23 protein-coding genes are annotated in these 22,244 nt (G+C 35.0%); 18 read left to right on the top strand and 5 right to left on the bottom strand.

Annotated elements, in window-relative coordinates; genetic code table 11:
* Window positions 1-124 precede the first annotated feature (124 nt).
* The 6 genes from KW2_RS07135 to KW2_RS07115 all read left to right on the top strand — a co-directional run bounded on the left by KW2_RS07135 (window position 125) and on the right by KW2_RS07115 (window position 6,850).
* Complete coding sequence (locus KW2_RS07135; RefSeq protein ID WP_021037459.1) at window positions 125-1,015, top strand: ABC transporter permease; 891 nt, start codon at window positions 125-127, stop codon at window positions 1,013-1,015.
* A 10-nt stretch (window positions 1,016-1,025) separates the two neighbouring features.
* Window positions 1,026-1,889: a carbohydrate ABC transporter permease gene (locus tag KW2_RS07130; RefSeq protein WP_011834941.1), complete on the top strand. Its 864-nt coding sequence runs from the start codon at window positions 1,026-1,028 to the stop codon at window positions 1,887-1,889.
* A gap of 71 nt (window positions 1,890-1,960) precedes the next feature.
* Window positions 1,961-3,595, top strand: a complete 1,635-nt coding sequence (locus tag KW2_RS07125) for an ABC transporter substrate-binding protein (RefSeq protein WP_021037458.1) — start codon at window positions 1,961-1,963, stop codon at window positions 3,593-3,595.
* 119 nt (window positions 3,596-3,714) lie between these two features.
* A complete protein-coding gene (locus KW2_RS07120) occupies window positions 3,715-4,413 on the top strand; it encodes a DUF624 domain-containing protein (protein WP_021037457.1) in 699 nt (232 codons plus the stop codon).
* A gap of 22 nt (window positions 4,414-4,435) precedes the next feature.
* Window positions 4,436-4,948 carry an alpha-glucuronidase family glycosyl hydrolase gene (locus KW2_RS12270; RefSeq protein WP_021037456.1) on the top strand — a complete coding sequence of 171 codons (513 nt, stop codon included), beginning with the start codon at window positions 4,436-4,438 and terminating at the stop codon, window positions 4,946-4,948.
* Window positions 4,949-4,993: 45 nt separating this feature from the next.
* Window positions 4,994-6,850, top strand: coding sequence for a glycosyl hydrolase 115 family protein (locus KW2_RS07115; RefSeq protein ID WP_244878731.1), 1,857 nt, complete (start codon window positions 4,994-4,996; stop codon window positions 6,848-6,850).
* A gap of 43 nt (window positions 6,851-6,893) precedes the next feature.
* Here KW2_RS07115 and KW2_RS07110 read toward each other — a convergent pair whose 3' ends face one another.
* Both KW2_RS07110 and KW2_RS07105 read right to left on the bottom strand, forming a co-directional pair.
* The gene (locus tag KW2_RS07110; RefSeq protein ID WP_021037454.1) at window positions 6,894-8,273 is read right to left on the bottom strand and encodes an MATE family efflux transporter; all 1,380 of its coding nucleotides are present in this window, start codon (window positions 8,271-8,273) and stop codon (window positions 6,894-6,896) included.
* 98 nt (window positions 8,274-8,371) lie between these two features.
* Window positions 8,372-9,277 carry a magnesium transporter CorA family protein gene (locus KW2_RS07105; protein WP_021037453.1) on the bottom strand — a complete coding sequence of 302 codons (906 nt, stop codon included), beginning with the start codon at window positions 9,275-9,277 and terminating at the stop codon, window positions 8,372-8,374.
* 176 nt (window positions 9,278-9,453) lie between these two features.
* Between KW2_RS07105 and KW2_RS07100 the strand changes: the two genes are divergently transcribed.
* Window positions 9,454-9,873, top strand: a complete 420-nt coding sequence (locus KW2_RS07100; RefSeq protein WP_021037452.1) for a MarR family winged helix-turn-helix transcriptional regulator — start codon at window positions 9,454-9,456, stop codon at window positions 9,871-9,873.
* 246 nt (window positions 9,874-10,119) lie between these two features.
* Window positions 10,120-11,919, top strand: a complete 1,800-nt coding sequence (locus KW2_RS07095) for a 1-deoxy-D-xylulose-5-phosphate synthase (RefSeq protein WP_021037451.1) — start codon at window positions 10,120-10,122, stop codon at window positions 11,917-11,919.
* 109 nt (window positions 11,920-12,028) lie between these two features.
* On the opposite strand, the gene KW2_RS07090 is transcribed toward KW2_RS07095, so the two are convergent.
* Window positions 12,029-12,760, bottom strand: a complete 732-nt coding sequence (locus KW2_RS07090) for an SDR family oxidoreductase (RefSeq protein ID WP_021037450.1) — start codon at window positions 12,758-12,760, stop codon at window positions 12,029-12,031.
* Between the two features lie 76 nt (window positions 12,761-12,836).
* Here KW2_RS07090 and KW2_RS07085 point away from each other — a divergent pair, with 76 nt between their 5' ends.
* Window positions 12,837-13,271 (top strand): MerR family transcriptional regulator, encoded by a 435-nt coding sequence (locus KW2_RS07085; protein ID WP_011834949.1) that lies wholly within the window; start codon window positions 12,837-12,839, stop codon window positions 13,269-13,271.
* 42 nt (window positions 13,272-13,313) lie between these two features.
* Here KW2_RS07085 and KW2_RS07080 read toward each other — a convergent pair whose 3' ends face one another.
* A complete protein-coding gene (locus KW2_RS07080) occupies window positions 13,314-14,201 on the bottom strand; it encodes a DMT family transporter (protein ID WP_021037449.1) in 888 nt (295 codons plus the stop codon).
* Window positions 14,202-14,372: 171 nt separating this feature from the next.
* Window positions 14,373-14,759 carry a Fur family transcriptional regulator gene (locus tag KW2_RS07075; RefSeq protein ID WP_014572452.1) on the bottom strand — a complete coding sequence of 129 codons (387 nt, stop codon included), beginning with the start codon at window positions 14,757-14,759 and terminating at the stop codon, window positions 14,373-14,375.
* A 126-nt stretch (window positions 14,760-14,885) separates the two neighbouring features.
* Here KW2_RS07075 and KW2_RS07070 point away from each other — a divergent pair, with 126 nt between their 5' ends.
* The 9 genes from KW2_RS07070 to trpD all read left to right on the top strand — a co-directional run bounded on the left by KW2_RS07070 (window position 14,886) and on the right by trpD (window position 22,177).
* The gene (locus tag KW2_RS07070) at window positions 14,886-15,575 is read left to right on the top strand and encodes a VIT1/CCC1 transporter family protein (RefSeq protein ID WP_021037448.1); all 690 of its coding nucleotides are present in this window, start codon (window positions 14,886-14,888) and stop codon (window positions 15,573-15,575) included.
* On the top strand, window positions 15,575-16,255 hold the full coding sequence (locus KW2_RS07065) for a VIT1/CCC1 transporter family protein (RefSeq protein ID WP_021037447.1): 681 nt from the start codon (window positions 15,575-15,577) through the stop codon (window positions 16,253-16,255). Before KW2_RS07070 ends, KW2_RS07065 begins: the two co-directional genes overlap by 1 nt.
* Before the next feature lie 75 nt (window positions 16,256-16,330).
* Complete coding sequence (locus KW2_RS07060; RefSeq protein WP_021037446.1) at window positions 16,331-17,074, top strand: methyltransferase domain-containing protein; 744 nt, start codon at window positions 16,331-16,333, stop codon at window positions 17,072-17,074.
* Between the two features lie 109 nt (window positions 17,075-17,183).
* Window positions 17,184-17,603, top strand: coding sequence for a MarR family transcriptional regulator (locus KW2_RS07055; RefSeq protein WP_011834955.1), 420 nt, complete (start codon window positions 17,184-17,186; stop codon window positions 17,601-17,603).
* A gap of 11 nt (window positions 17,604-17,614) precedes the next feature.
* On the top strand, window positions 17,615-18,253 hold the full coding sequence (locus tag KW2_RS07050; protein ID WP_011834956.1) for a nitroreductase family protein: 639 nt from the start codon (window positions 17,615-17,617) through the stop codon (window positions 18,251-18,253).
* A 14-nt stretch (window positions 18,254-18,267) separates the two neighbouring features.
* Entirely contained in the window at window positions 18,268-18,627 is a 360-nt protein-coding gene (locus KW2_RS07045; protein ID WP_021037445.1) for a DUF1304 domain-containing protein, read from the top strand.
* A 453-nt stretch (window positions 18,628-19,080) separates the two neighbouring features.
* The gene (gene trpE, locus KW2_RS07040) at window positions 19,081-20,451 is read left to right on the top strand and encodes an anthranilate synthase component I (protein ID WP_021037444.1); all 1,371 of its coding nucleotides are present in this window, start codon (window positions 19,081-19,083) and stop codon (window positions 20,449-20,451) included.
* 132 nt (window positions 20,452-20,583) lie between these two features.
* Window positions 20,584-21,165, top strand: coding sequence for an aminodeoxychorismate/anthranilate synthase component II (locus KW2_RS07035; protein ID WP_021037443.1), 582 nt, complete (start codon window positions 20,584-20,586; stop codon window positions 21,163-21,165).
* A gap of 4 nt (window positions 21,166-21,169) precedes the next feature.
* Window positions 21,170-22,177: an anthranilate phosphoribosyltransferase gene (gene trpD / locus KW2_RS07030; RefSeq protein ID WP_021037442.1), complete on the top strand. Its 1,008-nt coding sequence runs from the start codon at window positions 21,170-21,172 to the stop codon at window positions 22,175-22,177.
* Window positions 22,178-22,244 lie beyond the last annotated feature (67 nt).

Genomic DNA, 22,244 nt, shown 5'->3' with positions numbered 1-22,244 from the left:
ACGCAAATACTAATATATTAGTTTTGTAATAAATATAGGGATGAAAAAATAATTTATCTTTAGAAAATGAAAGTTTTGAACTAACCTAGAGATGCTTCATCTCCTTAGAAGGAAAATTTTTAATATGAAATCTATTAAAAAATATTGGCAGCTATATTTAATTGTGGCTATCCCAACAGTCTATCTTTTAGTTTTTCGCTATATTCCGATGCTTGGGAATGTGATTGCTTTTAGAACTTATTTACCGGGAGGTTCTGTCTTTGGACAGGATTGGGTTGGACTTCGGTATTTCCAGATGTTTATTGGAGATGCGACCTTTTGGCAAGTTTTTCTTAACACACTTTCTATTGGGATTTGGACATTGATTTTTACCTTCCCCTTACCTATTATCTTCGCTCTTTTACTGAATGAAGTTAAAAACAGGATCTTTAAAAAATTCATTCAAACAGCCTCTTATCTTCCCTATTTTTTATCAATTGTCATTATTGCGGGAATGATTTTAGATTTTACCTCAAGCAATGGTTTTATTAATAACGCCATTCATTTCTTTGGTGGAACTCGTATTCTTTTTATGCAAGACCCGAAATGGTTCCAACCGATTTATGTCATTTCGCAAGTATGGCAAACCTTAGGTTGGGGTTCAATTCTGTATTTGGCAGCATTGACAAATATTGATGATACGCTTTATGAAGCTGCTAAGATGGATGGAGCCAATCGTTGGCAACAAATGCTCCATGTCACCTTACCCGGAATTTTACCTACAATTATCACGATGCTCGTTCTAAATGTTGGTTCTATTTTAGGAGTTGGTTTTGAAAAAGTTCTCCTCCTTCAAAATCCGTTGGTTTACTCAACAGGAGATGTTGTTTCAACTTACCTCTATCGAGTAGGGATACTTTCGTCAAACTTTTCTTATGCGACAGCGATTGGTATTTTTGAAGCGATTATTGGTTTAGTTCTAGTACTGGGTTCTAACAGAATTTCTGCGAAGATTACCAAGACTTCATTATGGTAAGGAGGATAAAATGAAAGATAGTATCGGTTATAAAATTTTCAAAGTGATCAATGCAATTATTTTGATTTTGATTGTCATTGCAACAGTCTATCCCTTTTGGAATGTTGTCGTTCAGTCATTTTCAAGTGAAAATGCAATCACAGCAGGAAATGTTGTTCTAACACCCGTTGGTTTTAATTTAGAAACCTATAAATACGTTATGAGCGACCCTATTTTCTGGATTAATTATAAAAACACCATTATTTATACAGTTGTTGGAACAGCAATTTCTTTATTTTTGACGACGACACTTGCTTATGTCACCTCAAAAAAATATCTTCCAGGGCGTAAATTTTTCATTGGACTTTCTGTTTTCACTATGTTCTTTGCTGGAGGATTGATTCCAAACTACTTGTTGATTAAATCATTAGGTTGGATGAATACGATGTGGGCAGTCACAGTACCTGGAGCACTTTCTATTTTCAATATGTTGATTATGAAGTCTTTCTTTGAATCCATGCCAGATGCATTAGAAGAAGCAGCGATTATTGATGGAGCAACTCCATTTCAAATTTTGATGCGAATCATCTTGCCATTATCTAAACCAATATTAGCAACCATGGTCTTATTCTATGCGGTTGGAGCATGGAATGCTTGGTTTGGAGCTTTCCTCTACATGGATAACAAGAATCTCTTTCCGGTTTCAGTATATCTACGAAATCTAGTCAAAGGAGCAACGGGTGCCGAGGCACAAAGTGCTGATGAACAGAGTCAGGTGAGTTCAAACATTAAGGCAGTAACCATGGTCTTAACAGTATTACCTGTACTAATCGTTTATCCATTTTGTCAAAAATACTTTGTTAATGGAATCATGATTGGTTCTGTTAAGGGTTAAGTTAGTCAGTTTCTTGAATTAAAACTGATACGTTTTAGTTCAGATTATATAAATACATAAGGAGCACAAGAATGAAATCTTGGAAAAATTTATTGGTTGGAGCGGCAGTGATTGGCGCTTCAGTGATGTTGGTCGCTTGTTCATCGAACAGCAAATCAACATCAAATGCAAAAGCTGGTGTGATTAATATGTCAAGCCAAAAAGGCTATATGAAAAATTTCAAAGCTGATGAAACTTTTAAAGCAACTTCGGCATTAAATCTTTCAATGATGTATCGTGATTCCCCTAATTATCCAGTTAAAAACAGTTGGATGTTGTGGTCTGAACTAGAGAAAAATCAGAACGTTACTTTTAAAAGAACAGACATTCCTTTATCTGATTATCCACAAAAACGCTCAACTTTGATTGCAGCTGGTCAAACGCCAGACATCGTAACAGCAGTAGCCCCTGGTGAAGAAACACAATTTGTCGCAGGTGGACAAATTCTCCCTGTTTCAGATTATCTAAAATATATGCCCAATCTTTCTGCACGCCTAAAAGAGTGGAAATTAACAGACCTATTTAATTCTCATAAGCAAAAAGATGGCAAAGTTTATATCTTACCTCAAATTGGTGAAGTTCCAACTTACGATTATACTTTTGCCTATCGTTCAGACATTTTTGAAAAAGCTGGTATCAAAGCCCCAACAACTTTGGATGAATTCACTAAAGCGCTTGAAACACTCAAAGAAAAATATCCAAGTGTAACACCATATTCAGACCGTTGGCAGTTTAATGCCATTCCAAATATTGTTGCACCGCAGTTTAATACTAGTGCTGGTTGGGGTTATTCAAATGCCACTTATGACAAAGGAGCTGACAAGTTTGTCTTTACTGGTACAACACCAGATTATAAAAAATTTGTAAGTTACTATAGTAATTTAGTCCAAAAGGGCTTGATAGATAAAGAATCATTAACCCAAACAGATGATACAGCAACAGCAAAATTCATCAATGGGCAATCCTTCGTCATTGGTACAAATGGTTCTGAATTTACAACTTTACAAAAGAACCTACAAGCAAAACACCCAGATGAAAAAGTAGCAATGATGACAGTTCCTGCTGGACAAAATGGTTTGATGGTTCAAGATAACCGGATTGCAGCCGTTGCTGGTATGATGTTATCTTCTAAATTGAAAGATAGCGACCACTTCCTTGCCACCCTCCAATTTATTGACTGGTTACTTTATTCAGACTCTGGACAAACCTTTGCGCGCTGGGGAGTTGAAGGTACAACTTATACTAAATCTGGAGACACTTACACTTTGGCAAAAGATGTTAATACCTTAGGCTTGAACCCAAGTGGTACAAAAGACCTGCAAAAAGATTTTGGTTTCCGTAATGGTGTCTTCTATGCTGTTGGCTCTGGTTCAAAAGCTTTGATTTACTCTCAATATAATGATGTAACTAAAGAATTTTCACAAGCAATGGATAAGAATGCAAAAATTGTTGCAACTGCACCTGTTTATCCAATGAGTTCAACAGACCTTGAACAATTTTCTTTACTTGATACGCCTTTGAAAGACTTCGTTACCGCTCAAACACAAGCTTTTGTAAGTGGGCAACGTCCAATGTCCCAATGGAGTTCTTACGTGAAAGACGTACAAGCTAAGAATTCGGCAAAACTTATTGATATGGTTAATAAAGCCTATAAGGCGGCAAAATAAGTATCATTAGACAATTAAGCCAGAAGGAAACTTCAATGGCTTAATTTTTTAGGACAGTCTTTAATAATTCTTGATTAAAGACTGTCTTAAAAAATATTCTGTATATAAAGGAAAGTAAGATGAATCCTAAAAAAGATGTTACCGAATCGGTTTATTATAAGCTAGCTGGACAAATTGGGCATATCATATTTTTACAATTAATGTTTATAATTTCTATTTTTCCAATTCCTCTCTCATTTTTGTTTGTTAAATATGAGATTGGAAATTTTATTTTCATGACTCCTTTATTTTTTCTAATGGCTCCGGCATTAGCGGCTTTAAGCTCGGCGACTCTTTATGTTTTAGAAAGTGAAGATGTAAAGCATTTAGGGATATATTTTTGGAAACAATATAGAAAATTATTTTTAGATGCTCTAAAAATTGGAATTCCAGTGATTCTAGCTGCTTCAATCATTCTGATTGATATTGCCTCGATGCAAAAATCTTCGACTCCGATATTTTCGTGGTTCTTTATCTTATTACTCCTTGTTTTATTAGTCTTCACAGTTTTTGTTGGATTGATTAATATTAAGTTCAGATTTAGAATACGAGATATGTTTAAAATCAGTCTGGTTTGGACAATGGCTTTTCCAAGTTCGATCATTAAAGTTATTATATTAAGCCTAGGATTATTAGGAATCATGTTTTTTGTGAGTGGTTTTTTGATTTTCGTCTTAAGCAGCACTTATCTTTATCTTATCTGCTACGAATCAACTAAAATGCTAGATTGGGTCTGGAAAAATTATACGCAGGAAGGTAAAAGTAGTACAGAAGTATAAAAAATAGGAGAAATTATTATCTATGAAAAGCCAAATTGTTAGTCAAACAAAAACTTCAATGCTTATTAGCGGAGTTGTAAAGATTACTTATGATAAAAAAGATGATGAAGCAATAACTAAGTATGCTTTAATAAATCTAAAAAATGATTTAACGAATGTTTTAGGCGAAGAAGCAATTCTTGCAACTGAGAGCAAAAATTCTAAGATTATTGTTGCAACAATCGATACTTCATTAGCAAAATCGCAAAAAAATTATGAGATCTTAAGAGAGGCTCTAAATAAAAAAGAACAATATATTATCACCGTTTTTGAAGGGCAACTTCAATTGATTGGTAATGATAGAAGAGGAACGATTTATGCGATTTATGAATTTTTAAGTCAGATTGGTGTTTCACCGTGGCATTACTGGATGGATGTGCCAATTAAAAAGCAAGCGGAGCTTTACCTAAATGAGCCTTTCTTTTTGATTGATGGCCCAAAAGTAGAAATGCGTGGTTTTTTTATCAATGATGAGTGGCCAGCTGCAGGAAATTGAGCGACTAAGCATTTTGGACATTTAATGAATGAAAAAGGCGAAAAAATGAATCCTTTTAATCACCTTTATTATGAAAAATTATTTGATTTGCTACTTCGTTTAAAAGGAAATTTCATTTGGCCTGCCATGTGGGGTTCAACCTTTTATGCTGATGACCCAGAGAATTCTAAATTAGCCCAAAAGATGGGAGTCGTTATTGGAACATCACACCATGAACCAATGGGCCGTAATCACCAAGAATGGATTCGTAATCATGAACAATATGGTGATGGAGAATGGGATTACGAGAGTAATCAGGAGGGATTAGATAAATATTTTCGACAAGGAATTGAGCGTTCTTATCAGACTGAAGATATTTTTACTCTTGGAATGCGTGGTAATGGGGACGAAGCAATGGGAGAGGGAGAAAATATTGCTCTTTTAGAGCAAATTATCAATAAGCAAAGGAAAATTATTTCCGAAGTGACAGGACAATCTGCCAGAGAGACACCACAGATTTGGGCGCTTTATAAGGAAGTGCAAGATTATTATGATAAAGGGATGCGCGTGCCTGATGATGTGACCTTACTTTTATGTGATGATAATTGGGGTAATCTTCGGAAACTTCCAAGTTTAGAAAATCGAGATAGAAAAGGTGGCTTTGGAATTTATTATCATTATGATTATGTTGGTGGACCACGAAATAGTAAATGGATTAATGTTTCTCAAATTCAAAGAACATGGGAACAAATGACTTTAGCTTATAACTATGGAGTTAGAAAACTTTGGGTAGTGAATGTTGGAGATTTGAAAGGGCAAGAATATCCTCTTTCTTATTTTATGGACTTGGCGTGGAATCCTGAGCAATCACTTGAGGAAATGGAAGGCTACACTAAAAACTGGGTAGAAAAACAACTTGGAGGAAATTATATCAATGATGCAAGTAAACTTCTTGCCGCTTATAGCAAATTAAATATGACAATAAGCCCTGAATTACTCGAGAAAGATACATTTAGTTTAGAAATTGACTATGAGTTTGAGCGAGTTCTTGCAAACTATCGGGATTTATCAAATCAAGCTGGTCAGCTTTATGTATTGATGCCAGAGGAATATCGGCAAGTCTATGAACAATTAATCTATTTTCCACTTGTTGCAACTGCCAATCTTTATGAAATGTATTATGCTCAAGCCATAAACTGGAAGTCTAACGATACCAAAATAGTGAATCAAGCAGCAGATAAAGTGGAGTGGTGTTTTAAACGTGATGCTGAATTAACTTCACACTATCATTCTTTAAATAATGGGAAATGGGAACATATGATGAGTCAAACTCATATTGGTTACCATGACTGGCAAGAACCAGAGTACCAAATCATGCCAGAGATTCGTTGTCTTAAATCAGAAGAATATCTTTCAAAAGAAATTGACCAATCAGTTGTGATTGAAGCAGCTGACTTTAACGAAAAATCTCAAGGAGAAGTTGTCTGGACGGAGATAGTTGATATGGGAAAAACTCGATCAGCAATTACCCCTCTTCCAAATAATATTATTCCAAGTAAACAAAATTTTGTTTGCTATGATTTTGAGGCATCATCTTCGGGAGAATTTCAAGTTGAAGTTTTTCTCTCGCCAAGTTTAAATTGGAATAATTGTGGGCTAATTTATGGTTATCAAATTGATGATGGGATAGAAGTAGAAATCAATTTTAATGGAAATTATAAGGGAGAATTGGGAAATTGGCAAGCTGACCGAATCATCAGGAGTTTATCTGTTGCCAAGTTGGAGCAAGGTAAACATCGTCTGCTATTTTATGCTAAAAGTCCAGATGTGGTTTTGCAAAAAATTGTGCTTCATTTTGGAGAAATAAAAGAAACTTATTTGGGAAGAAATCATTCTGATTTAATTAATAGTGGGGTGATTTAAGATAAAAAAACGAGGTTCTATAAAGTTCCTCGTTTTTTATATCTTATTCAGCAACGACTAATTCAGGTTGATTCTCCATTAGTTTACCATTGTTTAATTTTAATAGATAAGGAATAAGCATGATGAGACCAGCTACAAAGGCAATTCCTTCTGTTAGGGTCATTGACCAAATCAGTCCAGTTAAACCATAGAACTGATGTAGGATAATGACGATTGGAATATAAAGAATTCCTTGGATGGTAGCCATTATGCCGGTTTGGGCACCTAGACCAGAGGCTTCAAAAATACCAGTAAATAAACCAGAGAAACCATTAAAGACGGACGATACAAGTTGTGCGGCGAGCACGATTAATCCAACTTTTATTACCGCACTATCATCGGTAAAGAGCTGCATGACCGGAACTCTAAATAGATAGACAATGAGTGCAAAGAGGATAGAAATTCCACCAATCCAAATAGATAATTCTTTGAGAGCTTCTTTTAAGCGTTGGGTGTTTTTAGAAGCAAAACTATAGGCAAAGAGAGGAATGGCCCCTAAAAAGAGTCCCATGGTCAAAAATTCAGGCAGTTGAGTAATTCTAAGGGCGATACCAAAACTAGCAAGAACATTGTCTCCATATTCAACGGAGAAGTGGTTTAATAGGAGGGTTGTGACAATCATAAAGGCTGATTTAAAAACTTCCGCAATCCCAATTTTATAGATTTCAAATTGGTCTTTTAAGCTGATTTTAAAATGTTTCAAAAATCCTTTGAGAGATTCACTTTTATTTTCTAAAAACCAGACATAATAAGCAGTAGAGGCTAGATTTGCGATTACCATTGAAAGTCCAGCACCAATGACATGAAGATTTAAAACTAAGATAAAGAGTGCATCTAAGACAATACTAGTCGCTACTCCAACGAACATACCGTACATTGATTCTTTTGAGGCACCTTCAGCCCGAACTAATTGTTCCAGTCCATAGTTTAAAATCATACTAAAGCCACCACCAAATAAGACTGCGGCGTATTCTTTAGTATAGGTAAGAGTTGCAGCGTCTGCCCCCAGTAGATGAGCGATTGGGCTTAAAAAGAAAAGTGAAACAAGACCAATAAGCAAACCGATGATTAGACTCATATAAAAAGAGTAACCAGCGATTTTCTTTCCTTTTTCTTTATCGCCAGAACCTAGCAAGCGAGTAATGAAGGTTCCACCACCGACGCCAAAAAGGTTTCCGATGGCCATAAAAACAATGGTTATTGTTAAACCTAGAGTAATTGTTGACATCATATTGGTGTCATGGACAAGGCCGATAAAGTAGGCATTGATTAAGTTATAGATTGTTGTTGCGGAAATTCCAATCATCATGGGAATTGATAAGTGAGCAATTGCTTTTCTGATGGGAGCTTCCTTGAGATAATAAGAGTTGGATTTTTTACTCATTTTTTTCTTCTTCCTGAAACAAATGATAGATAGCTAAAAGTTAGATATCTAACTGTTTATATATATTAATACTTATTTTTTATTTTGTCAACATAAAACTATCTTTTAGAGAAATAATCTTTTTTAACAAAAAAGAGGGTCAGTAAGACTGATAAGAGAAGGGCTAGCAAACAAATGATTTCCCAAGAGACTTTTGGTAAATTTGTTAATGGTAGAGGAACATTCATGCCATAAAAACTAAAAATGATGGTAGGGATGGTTAAAATAATAGAATAGGATGTCAAAAACTTCATGACGCTATTCGTGTTATTATTGATGATAGAGTCATAAGAATCGGTCATCTCATTCAATATCTTATTTGAAATGTTAGACATGTCAAAAGCTTGGTCAACTTCAATCATTAAATCATCAAGAAGTTCCTTTTCTTCATCATAAAGTTTTAAATATTTACCACTTTTAATTTTATTTATTACCAATGAGTTTGATTTTAAGGACATAATGAAATAAATAAGACTTCGTTCAATTTTCATTAAATTAATCAGGTCTTCATTTTTGGGTGTCTTACCAAGTGCTTGTTCAATCAATATTCGTTTACGATTAAGGATTCTAATTCTATCGACATAAAGCTTGGCAATAGCTAACATGAAATGAAGGACAAAAGAAGTTTTATATTTTGGATTTAAATGATTCACCAGTTTTGAATTCTTTAGAATATTTTCCATCTTTTTGTCTGCTACATTTGTGATAATCACCTCTTTGGTTACGATAAAACTCATGGGACCAGAAGAGTAGTAGGCAACGTCCGTTTGGTCCTCAAAAGGAATATCAAAAATAATGAGCAAACTCTTAGTTTCATCATCCATTTCGATTCGAGCACTTTCATCTTTATCTGTTGCATAGGATAAAAATTCTTCAGGGATATTAAAACTTTTTGATAGATAATTTTTATCAAAAGGCATTTGGTCTGAGAAATTAATCCATTCTCTTGTTAAATTTTCAGACATTTGATTCTCCTTTTAAAATTAATAGTTAGAACTCTAACTAACAGTGTTCATCATAAAGCAAAAAAAAGGAAAAGTCAAGAACTAACTATTAGAATTCTAATTGTTTTGAATTGACAATTAGATAAAAGACCATTATACTAAGAGTTAAGAACTAGTAAATAAAAAAGGAGACCAGAATGGCCAATACAATTTATTCCAATTTAATTCGTTCTATCTCACAAAAATCAATGATGGCTTCTAGTCAAATGATGAAAGATTTAGAAGTTAATCATCAACAAGCTAGGGTCATCGCTTATATTGCAGAGAACCAAGATAAGGGCTTAATTCAAAAAGATTTAGCAGAGGTATTCAATAGACGAGGAGCAAGTATTACAAGTATGCTCCAAGGCTTGGAAAAAAAAGGATATATCGAACGACGAATTCCTAAAGATAATGAACGTCAAAAAAATATCTATATTTTACCCAAAGGACTTAAAATTATTAATCAAATTAATCAAATATTTGAAGCCTCTGAAAGTAAATTGATTGGTGCTTTGACTGAGAAAGAACAAGCTGAATTCTTAAGGCTTTTAGAAAAAATAGATAATAACTTATAAGAAATAAAAAAAGACTAACTTAATGATTAGTCTTTTTTTATTTCAGCACAAATGTGTTTCTCAAAAAAAATTATAGACTTTCTTTAAAAAATATTACAGATTTCTTGACAAGTAAAATATAAAAAAGTATAATTTCTTTATCGTTTACAAACGTAAACGATAATGTTATATTAACTTATTAAAAAATAACCTTATTAAATTTTACTCGCACCTTTATAATCTAAATAGAACTAGGAAGAAAAAATTATGACAGTATTAGACAAAGTAAATGAACCCAAAGACATCAAAAATCTTACACCTCTAGAACTAGAAGAGCTCGCTATAAATGTGCGCGATGCAATTCTTAATCGTGTGAGTCAATATCCAGGAGGTCATCTCGGACCAAATCTTGGTGTGGTAGAAATGACTGTTGCTTTACATAAAGTCTTTAATTCACCTGTTGATAAATTAATTTGGGACGTTAGTCATCAAAGCTATCCGCATAAAGTTTTAACGGGGCGCAAAGAATTTTTTACTGACAATGACAAGTTTTCTGGAACAACAGGCTATACAGACCCTGAAGAAAATGAACATGACTTTATACGAGTAGGTCACACATCAACATCTATTGCAACAGCTATGGGATATGCCTTAGCTCGAGATATGCAAGGAAAAAATGAAAATATTGTAGCCATCATTGGTGATGGAGCGCTATCAGGAGGACTTGCATTTGAGGGACTTGATGGTGCAGGTACACTTAATGGGAATCTTATTATTATTGTAAATGATAATGAAATGGCCATCACCGAAAATCATGGAGGAATCTATCAACATCTTGCAGATCTTCGAGCAAGTAAAGGAACTTCAGCAAATAACCTTTTTAAATCATTTGGGCTTGATTACCGATACCTTGAGGAGGGAAATGATATCCAAAGTTTGATTGCCCTTTTTGAATCAGTAAAAGACATTAATCGTCCAATTGTTCTTCATATTCACACAGAAAAAGGACATGGTTATAAACCAGCAGTTGAAAATAAAGAAGGAATGCACCAAGTCTTTGCACCTTTTGATATTGCTACAGGTCAACCAGTCAATAGCTCAACAAATACCGTTCGCAGCTATAATAATGTATTTCTTGACTTTATGGAAGAAAAGTTAGCCAAAGGTGACAATCTTATCGCCATTAATGCCGCAATTCCAATGTTCTTTGGCCTGTCTCAATTTGCTAAGAATCATCCCAAAAATTATGTTGACGGAGGAATTGCCGAACAATATACAGTGACACTTGGTGGAGCAATCGCGGCAGCAGGAACTCGAGCTATAATTTTCCAAAATGCAACTTTCTTACAACGTGCTTATGACCAACTTAATCATGACTTGGCACTGAATAAAGAACCAGCAATTGTTATTATCAGTAACAGCCAAATTGGCGGGACAAATGATACTCACCAAGGTAGTTTTGTTTATAGTCAAACATCAAATATTCCCAATGTAATTGACCTTGCGGCAACAAGCGAGGAAGACCTTTTTGCAATGCTTAATTGGGCATATAATCAACATGAACATCCAGTATTTATACACTTGCCAGAGCATACTTTGGAAAATCGTCCAACAAAAATTACTGATTTTAGCAAACCTCATTATGAAGTCGTTAAGTCTGGCGAAAAAGTTGTACTCTTGGGTCTTGGTGCAATGCTTGAAAAAGCTGAAAATGTCGCAAAAGAACTTGAAAAATCAGGATTTAATCCAACGGTTGTAAATCCATTCTTTGTAAACCTTTTGGATGTAAATGCTTTAGATAAATTAGCTGAAACTCATGGACTTTTTGTTACGATTGAAGATGGCACTAAAGATGGGGGATTTGGTCAAAAAGTGGCTACTTATTTGGCAAGCAAAGGGATAAAAACACTTGTATATGGTGCAGATACTGAGTTTATTGATGCTGTTCCCAAAAATGAACTTTACAATCGATATCACATAGCACCAGAACTTATGGCAACAGATATTATTGAAGCAACAAAAGAATCTAAAGCGCCTAATTTTTTTAAGAAAATATTTTCTAAATAAGAATTTTTGAAGAGTGAGGCTAGTTTTCGGGTAGATAAAATATGAAATAAATAGCTAAAAAAGATACTAGCGGTCAACTAGTATCTTTTTTTAGCTAAGATATTAAATATTAAGCATTTTGATTGGTTGCCGCAATATCGATTTCTCTGATATTAACAGATTGAGGCATATCATAAATGAATTTCACGGTTTGAGCAACTCGTTCAGGAGCAAGCGTTGTACCACCCATTGATTCTTTCCAAAGATTATAATCATTTAGGGCACTTTCGTCAGTAACATGTGTCAATAATTCTGTTTCGGCAGCACCAGGTGCAACAAGTGAAATTCGAACATTTTTAGCAGAAACTTCCTCTCTGACAGTTTCACTTAAACCATGGACACCAAATTTTGAAGCGACATAAGCGGCGTGATTAGTAAAAGTTTTTTTACCAGCAAGTGAGGACATATTAATCACTGTTCCTCCTTGACGTTCAACCATTTGTGGAAGAACAATTTGCATTCCATTGAGAACACCTAAAACATTAGTATCCATCATTTGTTTCCACTCGACTGGATCTTGATTTAGGACGTTTCCTAGTAACATGACACCTGCATTGTTGACCAAAAGGTCAGTTTTGCCATATTTTTCTTCAGCTTTAGAAATAGCTTTTTCAAAAGATTTTTTATCTGTGACATCTACAGATTCCACAAGAACATTTGTAAAATCAAGAGGCAAAGCTTTAATTTTATCAGTGCGACGCCCTAAAAGCAACATTGGGAATCCGTCAGCATTAAAGAGTTTTGCGATTTCGGCACCGAAGCCTGAACTTGCTCCTGTTATAACAATAAGTGGTTTAGACATTTTATTTCTCCTTAAGAGTATTTTTTTGATATACTGATTATACAACATGGAGTTAACTCCATGTCAAGGAGAAAGAATGACAAAATATACAATTGGTGATATTTCACGTAAATTGAATGTTTCTAATGATGCTGTACGTTATTATGATAAAGAAGGTTTGCTGCCATTTGCCAAGCGAAATAAAGCTGGACGAAGGGAATTCACCGACGATGACCTTGGTTATATTGAAGTGATTGATTGTCTAAAAAAATCAGGAATTCCGATTAAGGATATCGCCCAATTTATTGATTGGTGTATGGAGGGGGACTCCACACTTGATGAACGTTTAGACTTCATGGAAACCCATGAAGAGCAACTTGAAGAAAAAATAAAAGTTTTAGAAATGAATTTGGCCTTTTTAAGATGGAAAATCTGGTATTATCAAACGGCAGCAGAAGCAGGAACTGAAAGTATTCATTTCATCCCTGGAACGACGCAAGTTAAACCAGAAATAAGAGACATTTTCAAATAAGATAAATAAAAGACAAAGAGTAATTAATATACTCTTTGCCCTTTATTTTTTCTTCGTTGGAAAATTAATAAGGAATAAGGATAAAAAGACGACAATAATTCCAATTTTTTGGAAACTTAAAAAAGAAATACCAAGAAATAAAGTAGAGATGAGTATCGCTGTCACCGGTTCAAGCATTCCCAACATCCCAACGATATGTGGCTCTATGTATTTGAGACTGTTGATATAGAGAGAATAGGCTAAGAGTGTCCCAACGATAACAATTAGACTGACAAGAAGTAAATCAACTTGGTCAAAGTTTGCAGGTAAATTTGTTACGGGGTGAAGGAAATTGGAAATAAGACCACCAATTAATAAGGCCCAAGCGACGACATTTAGTGGAGAATGTTCTTTAATAAGTGGGCAAGGAATGAGTGTGTAAGCACAAACGCCGAGCGCTGATAAGAGGCCCCAAACAAGAGCAGAAGCAGAAAAACTGAGCTCTCCTAGATTGCCGTTAGTGACTAAGAGGAAAACGCCAATTAAAGAAAGGAAAATGGCGATAATATCTAGCCCTCGTGGAATAGCTTTACTTTTGATGGCCAAAATAATAATGATTATTGAGGGCCCCAAAGATTGTAAAATGGTGGCGATGGCTGCATTTCCATAAAAAACAGATAATAAGAAGGAAGTTTGAGCAAACAGTACACCAAAAATTCCAAAAGCAATAATCCTTAGACTTGATTTAAGAGAAGTCCAGACGCTAAAAATATTATTTTTTCTTAAAGCCAACCAAGCTAATAATAATAAGCCAGAAAAAAGCATACGTGTGGTTACTAACCAACCTGGTTCTATGGAGCAACGATTAAATAAAATTCCGGCAATAATACTACTAATACCAAAAAAAGAGGCACCCAAAGAAGCGTAAATTATTCCTTTATATTTAGTCATAAATGTACCAATTATTGGTTTTCTTTTTATTTGTCATTTTAACCTCACATTTCAGTATTTTATAGTCCTTATATTTATTATATATAAATTACATGCGAGAGTAAAATATTCACTGGAAATGGTATAAAAGAATAAAAAAAATACTAATCATCTTGATCAGTATTTTTTTAATTAATCTTCAACACCATAAATTTCTACTTTGTAGCCAGTAATATTGAGACCACTTGCTTTTCTTGCCGCTTCGATGAGAGGTCGAAAATCAAAATTATCAACATTCATTATCTCACCAGTGGTTTTATTGACAACGTGATAATGAGGTTCACCGTAATAATCATATCTCCTCTTACTTCCATCATTGATAGCAATAACAAGTTCACTATCGACTAATTTATCAAGTGTATTATAAACCGTGGCCAAGCTAATATTTTCTAAGTCTTCGTGAATCTGCTCAGCCGTTGGGTGGGTTTGATGTTTTATCAGGTATTCTAAGACAATGAGACGCTGTGGTGTAGCTTTTAAACCATGAGATTGTAATAGTTCTTTTAAGTCTTGTTCCAAAATCAGCACTCCTATCTTTATTATTTTATTTTATTATATCATCAACAGAAAATCATTTCAATGACTTGACATTTGTTTAGAATCATTCTAAAATATAGTTTAGAATGATTCTAAAGGGATGGAATAATGAAAGAAAAAAATAACTTAATTCAAAGAAATAATATTGTTCGGGCCAGTATTATGGGGGCAAACGATGGTATTATCTCCATTGCTGGCATTGTAATTGGTGTGTCCGGAGCAACTTCACATGTTGGCACGATCTTACTGGCAGGCTTTGCTGGCACTTTAGCCGGTACGGTAAGTATGGCAATGGGGGAGTATGTGTCTGTCAGTTCGCAAAGGGATGCTCAAGAAAAAATTGTTCAGGAACAAAAAATAGCACTTGCTAATGATTATCAAAAGGAATTTGATTTTGTTTATGAGAAATATTCTTCAGTCGGAATTTCAAAAGAACTTGCGCATACGGCAACGGATGAAATGATGAAAAAAGATGCACTAGCGACAACGGTCAGAGAACGTCATGGATTTACAATTGGGCAAGAATTAAGTGCCAAAGGTGCAGCGATTGCGTCAATGGTTTCATTTCCGACGGGGGCACTTTTGCCCATGCTTGCAATTTCTCTGATACCTAAAAGTTGGAGTGTCATGGCGACTTTTTTTGCTGTATTAATTGCTTTAGGCTTTACTGGTTATGCTGCAGCTTATTTGAACGGAGCCGATAAAAAACATGCAACTTTTAGAAATATCATAGCCGGAATTTTGACAATGGTAGTTACATATTTGGTTGGTTTGATTTTTAAACAAGGAGGATTGTGATGAAAAAACAAACGATGACAATAGATGAAAAATTAAATAGTGTTCGTGCAGGAGTTTTAGGGTCTAATGATGGAATCTTAACGGTGGTTGGTGTACTTTTTTCCGTATCTGCAGCGTCAGGGAGTAGTTTTGCATTACTGATTGCAAGTTTAGCTAATCTAATTTCTGGTGCTTTTTCAATGGCATCTGGGGAATACGCTAGTGTCAGTTCACAGTCTGATAGCGAGAAAGTAGTTGTCCAACAAGAAAAGATATTACTAAATAAAGATTTTAAAAATCAAAAAGAAGCGGTTAAAGATTTTTATATTGAAAAGGGAATTAGTTCTGAAACTTCAATGAAGATTGCTGATGAATTGCTTGCTCTAAAACCATTAGAAACCGTTCTGTCAGTAAAATATGATATTACTTTGGGACATTATATGAACCCTTGGCAAGCGGCTTGGTCATCATTAATTTCGTTCACCATTGGGGGACTTTTTCCTTTACTGACAATGATTTTAGTGAAAGGAGTTTGGCAATTTCCAGCGACGATCTTAGCAACAATGGTTGCGATGGCTTTAACTGGCATGATTAGTGCTAAACTTTCTGATGGCTTGGTGATTAAAGCGATTGTCAGAAATATTATTATTGGGTTGATGACAATTTTTATTCATTATTTTATTGGTCGTATTTTGGGTTAAAGGTTCTAGGCTTAACTAAAAGCATCTGTTATAATTATAGATAGGACTTATAATTATTGAAAAAGAGGCTGAAATATGGATGAAAGTACTAAGGAATTAGAAAAGTATTGGGATGAGTTTTCGCAAGAATACGAAGAAATACAAAATGAAAGTCTAGTCAATATTGGTCAAGAATTGCGTGAATTTCTATTGGTTGAAAAACTACTACCTGCGCGAGATTTTTTAGATTTGGCAGGAGGGACGGGGAAATATATTCCACATTTTTCCGATTTTACTGACAAGTACAATATCGTTGATCTATCAGCTAAAATGTTAGATTTTGCTCAAAATAAAAAAGCCGATGCAAGTAAAATTGCTTTTATTCATCAAGAGCAGGCTGAATTTTTAGAGCAAAGTGAGAAAGATGCTTATGACTTTGTATTTACTGCCATGAATCCAGCTTTAGACTCGAAAGAAGCATTGATTGAATTAAATCGGATTAGTCAGAGAAATGTAGGCATTCTACGTCTAATCTTTGACGAGGATAATCTTTTCAGTCAGGTTGAACAATTATATTTTCCAGCTCAAGAACAACATAAAGAAGCTCAAATGTTGCTCTATAAAGCCTGGTTGGAAGAATTAAATTGGGAATATAAAAGCAAAACATTTCGATTCTTTTTATCAGAAAGTATTAGTTCACAATTTTTTTCTGATTATTTCTCAGATGAAATTTCAAATGATGAATTAGAGGCATTAAAGCAGTTATTTTTTAAAGAAAATGCGAGTCGTGATATGGAAAGATTAGTTATATTTGAGTTGCTTTACTGGGAAAAATGCTAGGTTAAAACCTAGTTTTTTTGTTGTCGAATTCTTTTATTTGTAATTTAATTATTTTAGTATTATAATTGACTAATCAATGATTGACCAATCAACAATGAAAGGAGAAAGAATGAATCTTGAAAAAGTCAGCCAGTTACTTTACCAACTCAAAATTGTAAATCAAGAAATGACAGCAAAATTTGAAAAATCAACTGGTTTTAGTATTACACGATATCAGCTGATGATGATTTTAAAATGCAAAGGGAGATGTTCACAGACCCAACTGCAAAATGAATTGAAGATTGATAGTGCTGCGGTTACAAGACATTTGAAACTGCTTGAAGAAAAAAATCTTGTTAAACGTCAGCGAAATAAAGACAATAATCGTGAAGTGTTTGTTGAAATTACTGACGAGGCCAAGGCTGATTTGGAGCGTTGTGCTAGAGAACATGATAATTCTGTTCATGAAAGTGAACAAACTTTAAATATTGGATTAAGTGATTCGGAAGAAGAAGAACTTTTAGAACTATTAACAAAATTAGTAAAATGAAAGAGGAAAAAATGAATAAAAACTTTAAAAATAATGATTTCACAGAAATTACCTTTGGTCGAAAATCAGTTAGACTTTATGATGAAAATTATAAGATTTCTCATGAAGAAATGTTAGAAATGATTCAAGAAGCAACTGCGGCCCCTTCGTCAGTAAATATGCAACCTTGGCGTTTTATCGTTGCTGAAACTGAAGAATCAAAAGCAAAATTGAAACCTTTGATTCGTTTTAACACACGTCAAAATGAAAGTTCGTCAGCGATGATTTTGATTTTTGGTGATATGCTCAATTATGAATTAGGTGAAGAAATTTATGACCAAGCTGTCGCTGAAGGGAAAATGCCACAAGAAGTAAGAGATCAACAAATTGGAGCAATTATTCCTTATTACAAGAGCTTTTCTAAACAAGAAATGAATGATGTCGTTAAAATTGACGCTAGTTTGGCAGCCATGCAATTGATGTTAGTTGCTAGAGCACATGGCTATGAAACAAACCCAATTGGTGGTTTTGAGAAAGATCAATTGGCTGAAGCATTCGATTTGGATAAAGAGCGTTATGTTCCAGTGATGATTTTATCAATTGGTAAAGCGGTGGAAGAAGGCTATGAATCTGTTCGGATGAGCGCTGATAAAATTACGACTTTTAAATAATAAGGAGAAAAAATTTGACAATTTTGACAATGATTTTGACACTTTTAGTTGCCTTAGAATTTCTTTATATTATGTATTTAGAGACCGTGGCCACAAGTTCAAAGACTACAGGGCGAGTTTTTAAGATGGAGAAAAAAGAATTAGAAAGAAAATCTGTTCAAACGCTCTTTAAAAACCAAGGAATATACAATGGGTTGATTGCTATCGGACTATTTTATGGTTTGTTTTTTGCCTCTGCTTCACTCGAAATTGTCAGATTACTGCTTATTTATATTATTTTAGTGGCCATTTATGGTTCTTTGACAAGTAATAAAAAGATTATTCTTACGCAAGGTGGCTTAGCGATTCTTGCACTAATTTCTTCTTTTTTCTAAAAAAATATTTCAAAAGGCTTGACAAGTGTCATAAAAAGTTTTACAATTATTTTCAATATCAGAAGAGTAACTCTATCATAGAATTTTTTCAGGAAGTCTGCGGTTGTGCGAGCAGATAAATTCATCAGAGCGAATGGGCTGATTTAAAGTCGAAAAGTCTTATTTTTCGCAATTTGATTTGAAACAATAAAAATCACGGATGCTCCCGATACCAAGCGACTTGTTGTTAGACGAGGAAAAGAAGAGAATTTTCTAGTATTTTTGTAATACTTTTAAGGACTTTTAAATTACGGTGGCACCGCGTGGAATACGCCCGTAGAGTATTTGATACTCTACGGGCTTTTTTGTATTTTTTTGAAAGGATTTCTAAAATGAATCAACGATGGCGAAGCTTAAATTTTATTTCATAATCAATGGAAGTTACTTCCACAAAACAAAAGATAGAGAGAGAACATGAGAAAAATTAAAGAAATTTCAGCAGATACTTTGACGCCAATTTCGGTGTATCTTCGCCTGAAAGGTAAAAATAAAGTAATTTTAGAATCTATTCCTAGAGAAAATGACCAATCACGTTTTTCAATTATTGCCTTAAATCCAGTAAAACATATTAAATTTACTGATGGAAATTTAACCATTAATGATGAAATCATTAGCAAGGACCATCCAATGGAATTTCTAGAAAAATTGGTCTGTCAGCCAGAAGTTACTGACGAAAATTTAGATTTGCCCTTTACGAGCGGTGCAATTGGTTATGCTGGATTTGATACTTATGGAATTTTTGAAGGGATTCAGCCTGAACTGACAGATACAATTGGGACCCCAGATATGTATTTTATGTTATACGAATCAGCCGTAATTTTTGACCATAAACAAGAAAAATTGATATTTATTGAGGATAATGTTTATAGTCAGCGTTCAGAAAAAGAGTTAGTAACTGCTCTGTCAGCAAATATTGAAGCTTTATCGGTACTGACAGAAGCAGAAAATGAGTTGACAGAAATAAATAAAATGAATTTTGTCAGCAATATGACTCAAGCAACTTTTGAGGAAAAAGTAACAGCCGCAAAGGAATTGATTAGAAATGGTGATATGTTTCAAATCGTTTTATCACAAAGGTTGACAGCCGATTTTACTGACAAGCCCTTTGATTATTATCGAAAACTTCGTGTTGAAAATCCGTCATCATATATGTACTTTATGGAATTCGACAATTTTCATGTCATTGGCAGCTCACCAGAACGTTTGGTTGCGGTTCATGGCAATCAAGTTTCGACTAATCCAATTGCTGGAACGAGAAAACGTGGCGACAATGAATTTGAAGACCAAGCGCTGATTGAAGAGCTGGAAAATGATCAAAAAGAACTTGCTGAGCACAAAATGTTGGTTGATTTGGGACGAAATGACATTGGTAAGATCTCCGAATATGGTTCAATTGAAGTCCCTGTTTTCATGAAAGTTGAAAAATATCGCTATGTCATGCACATTACCAGTGAAGTTACTGGAAAGCTCCGTCCCGAATTTACGGCCATGGACGCCCTGTCAGCGACTTTACCAGCTGGCACCCTATCAGGAGCGCCGAAACATCGTGCTTATCAACGCATTTATGAGTTTGAAAATCAAAAACGCGGGATTTATGGCGGAGCCATTGGTTATCTGACCAAAAACGGAAATTGTGATTTTGCCATTGCTATTCGGACTATGGTCTTAAAAGATCAGAAGGCGCACGTCCAAGCAGGCGCAGGAATTGTTTATGATTCAGTGCCTGAGCATGAATATCAAGAAACATTGAACAAAGCACAAGGACTGCTAAAAGTTGGTCAGTAAAAAAGGATGTGAAGTATGCGCGCAAAGAAAGCTAGAAATTAAGGTAAATGCGTATCTGCAAGGTATTGCAGATGCCGTTTCATCTAATTTCCTAGCTTTCTAGCACACTGAACTCAACTAACAGGAGAAAAAATGATTTTAATAATTGATAATTACGATAGTTTTACTTACAACTTGGTGCAGTATGTTGGGGCTTTGACTGATGTAGCCGTTGTAAGAAATGATGATAAAAATTTAGAGAAAATGGCGCAAGCTGCTGACGCACTCATCTTCTCACCAGGTCCTGGTTGGCCAGCAGATGCCGGCAAAATGGAAGCCATGATTCAAGAATTCGCGGGACAAAAACCAATTTTAGGCATTTGTTTGGGATTTCAAGCTATTGTTGAGGTTTTTGGTGGCAAACTCCGCTTGGCACATCAGGTCATGCATGGAAAAAATTCGCAAGTTCGTCAAACTTCGGGAAATTCAATTTTCAAGCAACTTCCTTCAAAATTTTTGGTCATGCGTTATCATTCTATTGTCATGGACGAGGCCGTTGCCTTACCTGACTTTGCAATTACAGCTCTTGCGATGGATGATGGCGAGATTATGGCTATTGAAAATGAAAAAGAACAGATTTACGGTCTGCAATTTCACCCCGAATCCATTGGCACATTGGATGGTATGACCATGATTGAAAATTTTGTCAATCAAGTAAAAGCAATAAAGGAGTAATCAAATGAAAAATGAACTTGAAAAAGTCATGGCAGGTCGTGATATGACTGAAAATGAAATGAATATGCTAGCCAATTCAATTATTCAAGGCGAATTGAGCGACGTTCAAATTGCTAGTTTTCTAGTAGCTCTCAAAATGAAAGGCGAATCCGCCAGCGAATTAACAGGGCTTGCACGGGCTTTACAAAAAGCAGCCATCAGTATTCCGACAAACTTGACCAATGCCATGGACAATTGCGGTACAGGCGGCGACCGTTCATTCAGCTTCAATATTTCAACCACAGCGGCCTTTGTTTTAGCAGCTGGTGGTGTCAATATGGCAAAACACGGCAACCGCTCGATTACCAGTAAATCTGGCTCGGCTGATGTTCTTGAAGCTTTGGGGATCAACCTTTATCTCCCCGCAGAAAAATTGGCTCAAGTGTTTGATAAAGTTGGTCTAGTTTTCCTTTTTGCTCAAAATTTGCATCCAGCCATGAAATACTTCACACCAGTGCGCAGACAGCTTGAAATTCCAACCATCATGAACCTGACAGGCCCTTTGATTAATCCGATTCCACTTGATACGCAACTCCTTGGAACGTCACGTCCTGACCTGCTCAAGTTGACGGCAAATGTCCTCAAAGGCTTGGGACGTAAGCGAGCATTGGTTATTACAGGCGAAGGAGGGATGGATGAGGCCACACCTTTTGGTCTCAATCATTATGCCCTTTTGGAAAATGGCGAAGTGACTTTGCACGAATTTAGAGCTGCCGATGTTGGCATGTTAGAAGTCGCGCTCAATGATATTCGCGGTGGTGAAGCGCCAGAAAATGCCGAGATTTTGAAAAATGTTCTGGAAAATCGTCCGTCAGCATTTTTAGAAACAACTGTTTTAAATGCAGGATTAGGATTCTACGCTAATGGTAAAGTTGATTCCATCAAATCAGGAATTGAACTTGCCAGAAAAGTTATTAGCTCAGGCGCAGCACTTGAAAAATTGCATGAATTACAAGCAGAACAAATTGGTTAAAAATTTACTGACATAAAAAATATTTATTGAAATTGGATTTGATTTGGATAATAATATATTTGGATTT

It is taken from the genome of Lactococcus cremoris subsp. cremoris KW2 (assembly GCF_000468955.1).
Lineage (GTDB): Bacteria > Bacillota > Bacilli > Lactobacillales > Streptococcaceae > Lactococcus > Lactococcus cremoris.
This window is presented reverse-complemented; position numbering and strand designations above follow the sequence as displayed.

What these genes read in the sequence shown, in the direction of transcription:
- KW2_RS07135 (WP_021037459.1), top strand. Translation starts at nt 125, where the DNA reads ATGAAATCTATTAAAAAATATTGGCAGCTATATTTAATTGTGGCTATC.
- KW2_RS07130 (WP_011834941.1), top strand. Translation starts at nt 1,026, where the DNA reads ATGAAAGATAGTATCGGTTATAAAATTTTCAAAGTGATCAATGCAATT.
- KW2_RS07125 (WP_021037458.1), top strand. Translation starts at nt 1,961, where the DNA reads ATGAAATCTTGGAAAAATTTATTGGTTGGAGCGGCAGTGATTGGCGCT.
- KW2_RS07120 (WP_021037457.1), top strand. Translation starts at nt 3,715, where the DNA reads ATGAATCCTAAAAAAGATGTTACCGAATCGGTTTATTATAAGCTAGCT.
- KW2_RS12270 (WP_021037456.1), top strand. Translation starts at nt 4,436, where the DNA reads ATGAAAAGCCAAATTGTTAGTCAAACAAAAACTTCAATGCTTATTAGC.
- KW2_RS07115 (WP_244878731.1), top strand. Translation starts at nt 4,994, where the DNA reads ATGAATCCTTTTAATCACCTTTATTATGAAAAATTATTTGATTTGCTA.
- KW2_RS07110 (WP_021037454.1), bottom strand. Translation starts at nt 8,273, where the DNA reads ATGAGTAAAAAATCCAACTCTTATTATCTCAAGGAAGCTCCCATCAGA.
- KW2_RS07105 (WP_021037453.1), bottom strand. Translation starts at nt 9,277, where the DNA reads ATGTCTGAAAATTTAACAAGAGAATGGATTAATTTCTCAGACCAAATG.
- KW2_RS07100 (WP_021037452.1), top strand. Translation starts at nt 9,454, where the DNA reads ATGGCCAATACAATTTATTCCAATTTAATTCGTTCTATCTCACAAAAA.
- KW2_RS07095 (WP_021037451.1), top strand. Translation starts at nt 10,120, where the DNA reads ATGACAGTATTAGACAAAGTAAATGAACCCAAAGACATCAAAAATCTT.
- KW2_RS07090 (WP_021037450.1), bottom strand. Translation starts at nt 12,760, where the DNA reads ATGTCTAAACCACTTATTGTTATAACAGGAGCAAGTTCAGGCTTCGGT.
- KW2_RS07085 (WP_011834949.1), top strand. Translation starts at nt 12,837, where the DNA reads ATGACAAAATATACAATTGGTGATATTTCACGTAAATTGAATGTTTCT.
- KW2_RS07080 (WP_021037449.1), bottom strand. Translation starts at nt 14,201, where the DNA reads ATGACTAAATATAAAGGAATAATTTACGCTTCTTTGGGTGCCTCTTTT.
- KW2_RS07070 (WP_021037448.1), top strand. Translation starts at nt 14,886, where the DNA reads ATGAAAGAAAAAAATAACTTAATTCAAAGAAATAATATTGTTCGGGCC.
- KW2_RS07065 (WP_021037447.1), top strand. Translation starts at nt 15,575, where the DNA reads ATGAAAAAACAAACGATGACAATAGATGAAAAATTAAATAGTGTTCGT.
- KW2_RS07060 (WP_021037446.1), top strand. Translation starts at nt 16,331, where the DNA reads ATGGATGAAAGTACTAAGGAATTAGAAAAGTATTGGGATGAGTTTTCG.
- KW2_RS07055 (WP_011834955.1), top strand. Translation starts at nt 17,184, where the DNA reads ATGAATCTTGAAAAAGTCAGCCAGTTACTTTACCAACTCAAAATTGTA.
- KW2_RS07050 (WP_011834956.1), top strand. Translation starts at nt 17,615, where the DNA reads ATGAATAAAAACTTTAAAAATAATGATTTCACAGAAATTACCTTTGGT.
- trpE (WP_021037444.1), top strand. Translation starts at nt 19,081, where the DNA reads ATGAGAAAAATTAAAGAAATTTCAGCAGATACTTTGACGCCAATTTCG.
- KW2_RS07035 (WP_021037443.1), top strand. Translation starts at nt 20,584, where the DNA reads ATGATTTTAATAATTGATAATTACGATAGTTTTACTTACAACTTGGTG.
- trpD (WP_021037442.1), top strand. Translation starts at nt 21,170, where the DNA reads ATGAAAAATGAACTTGAAAAAGTCATGGCAGGTCGTGATATGACTGAA.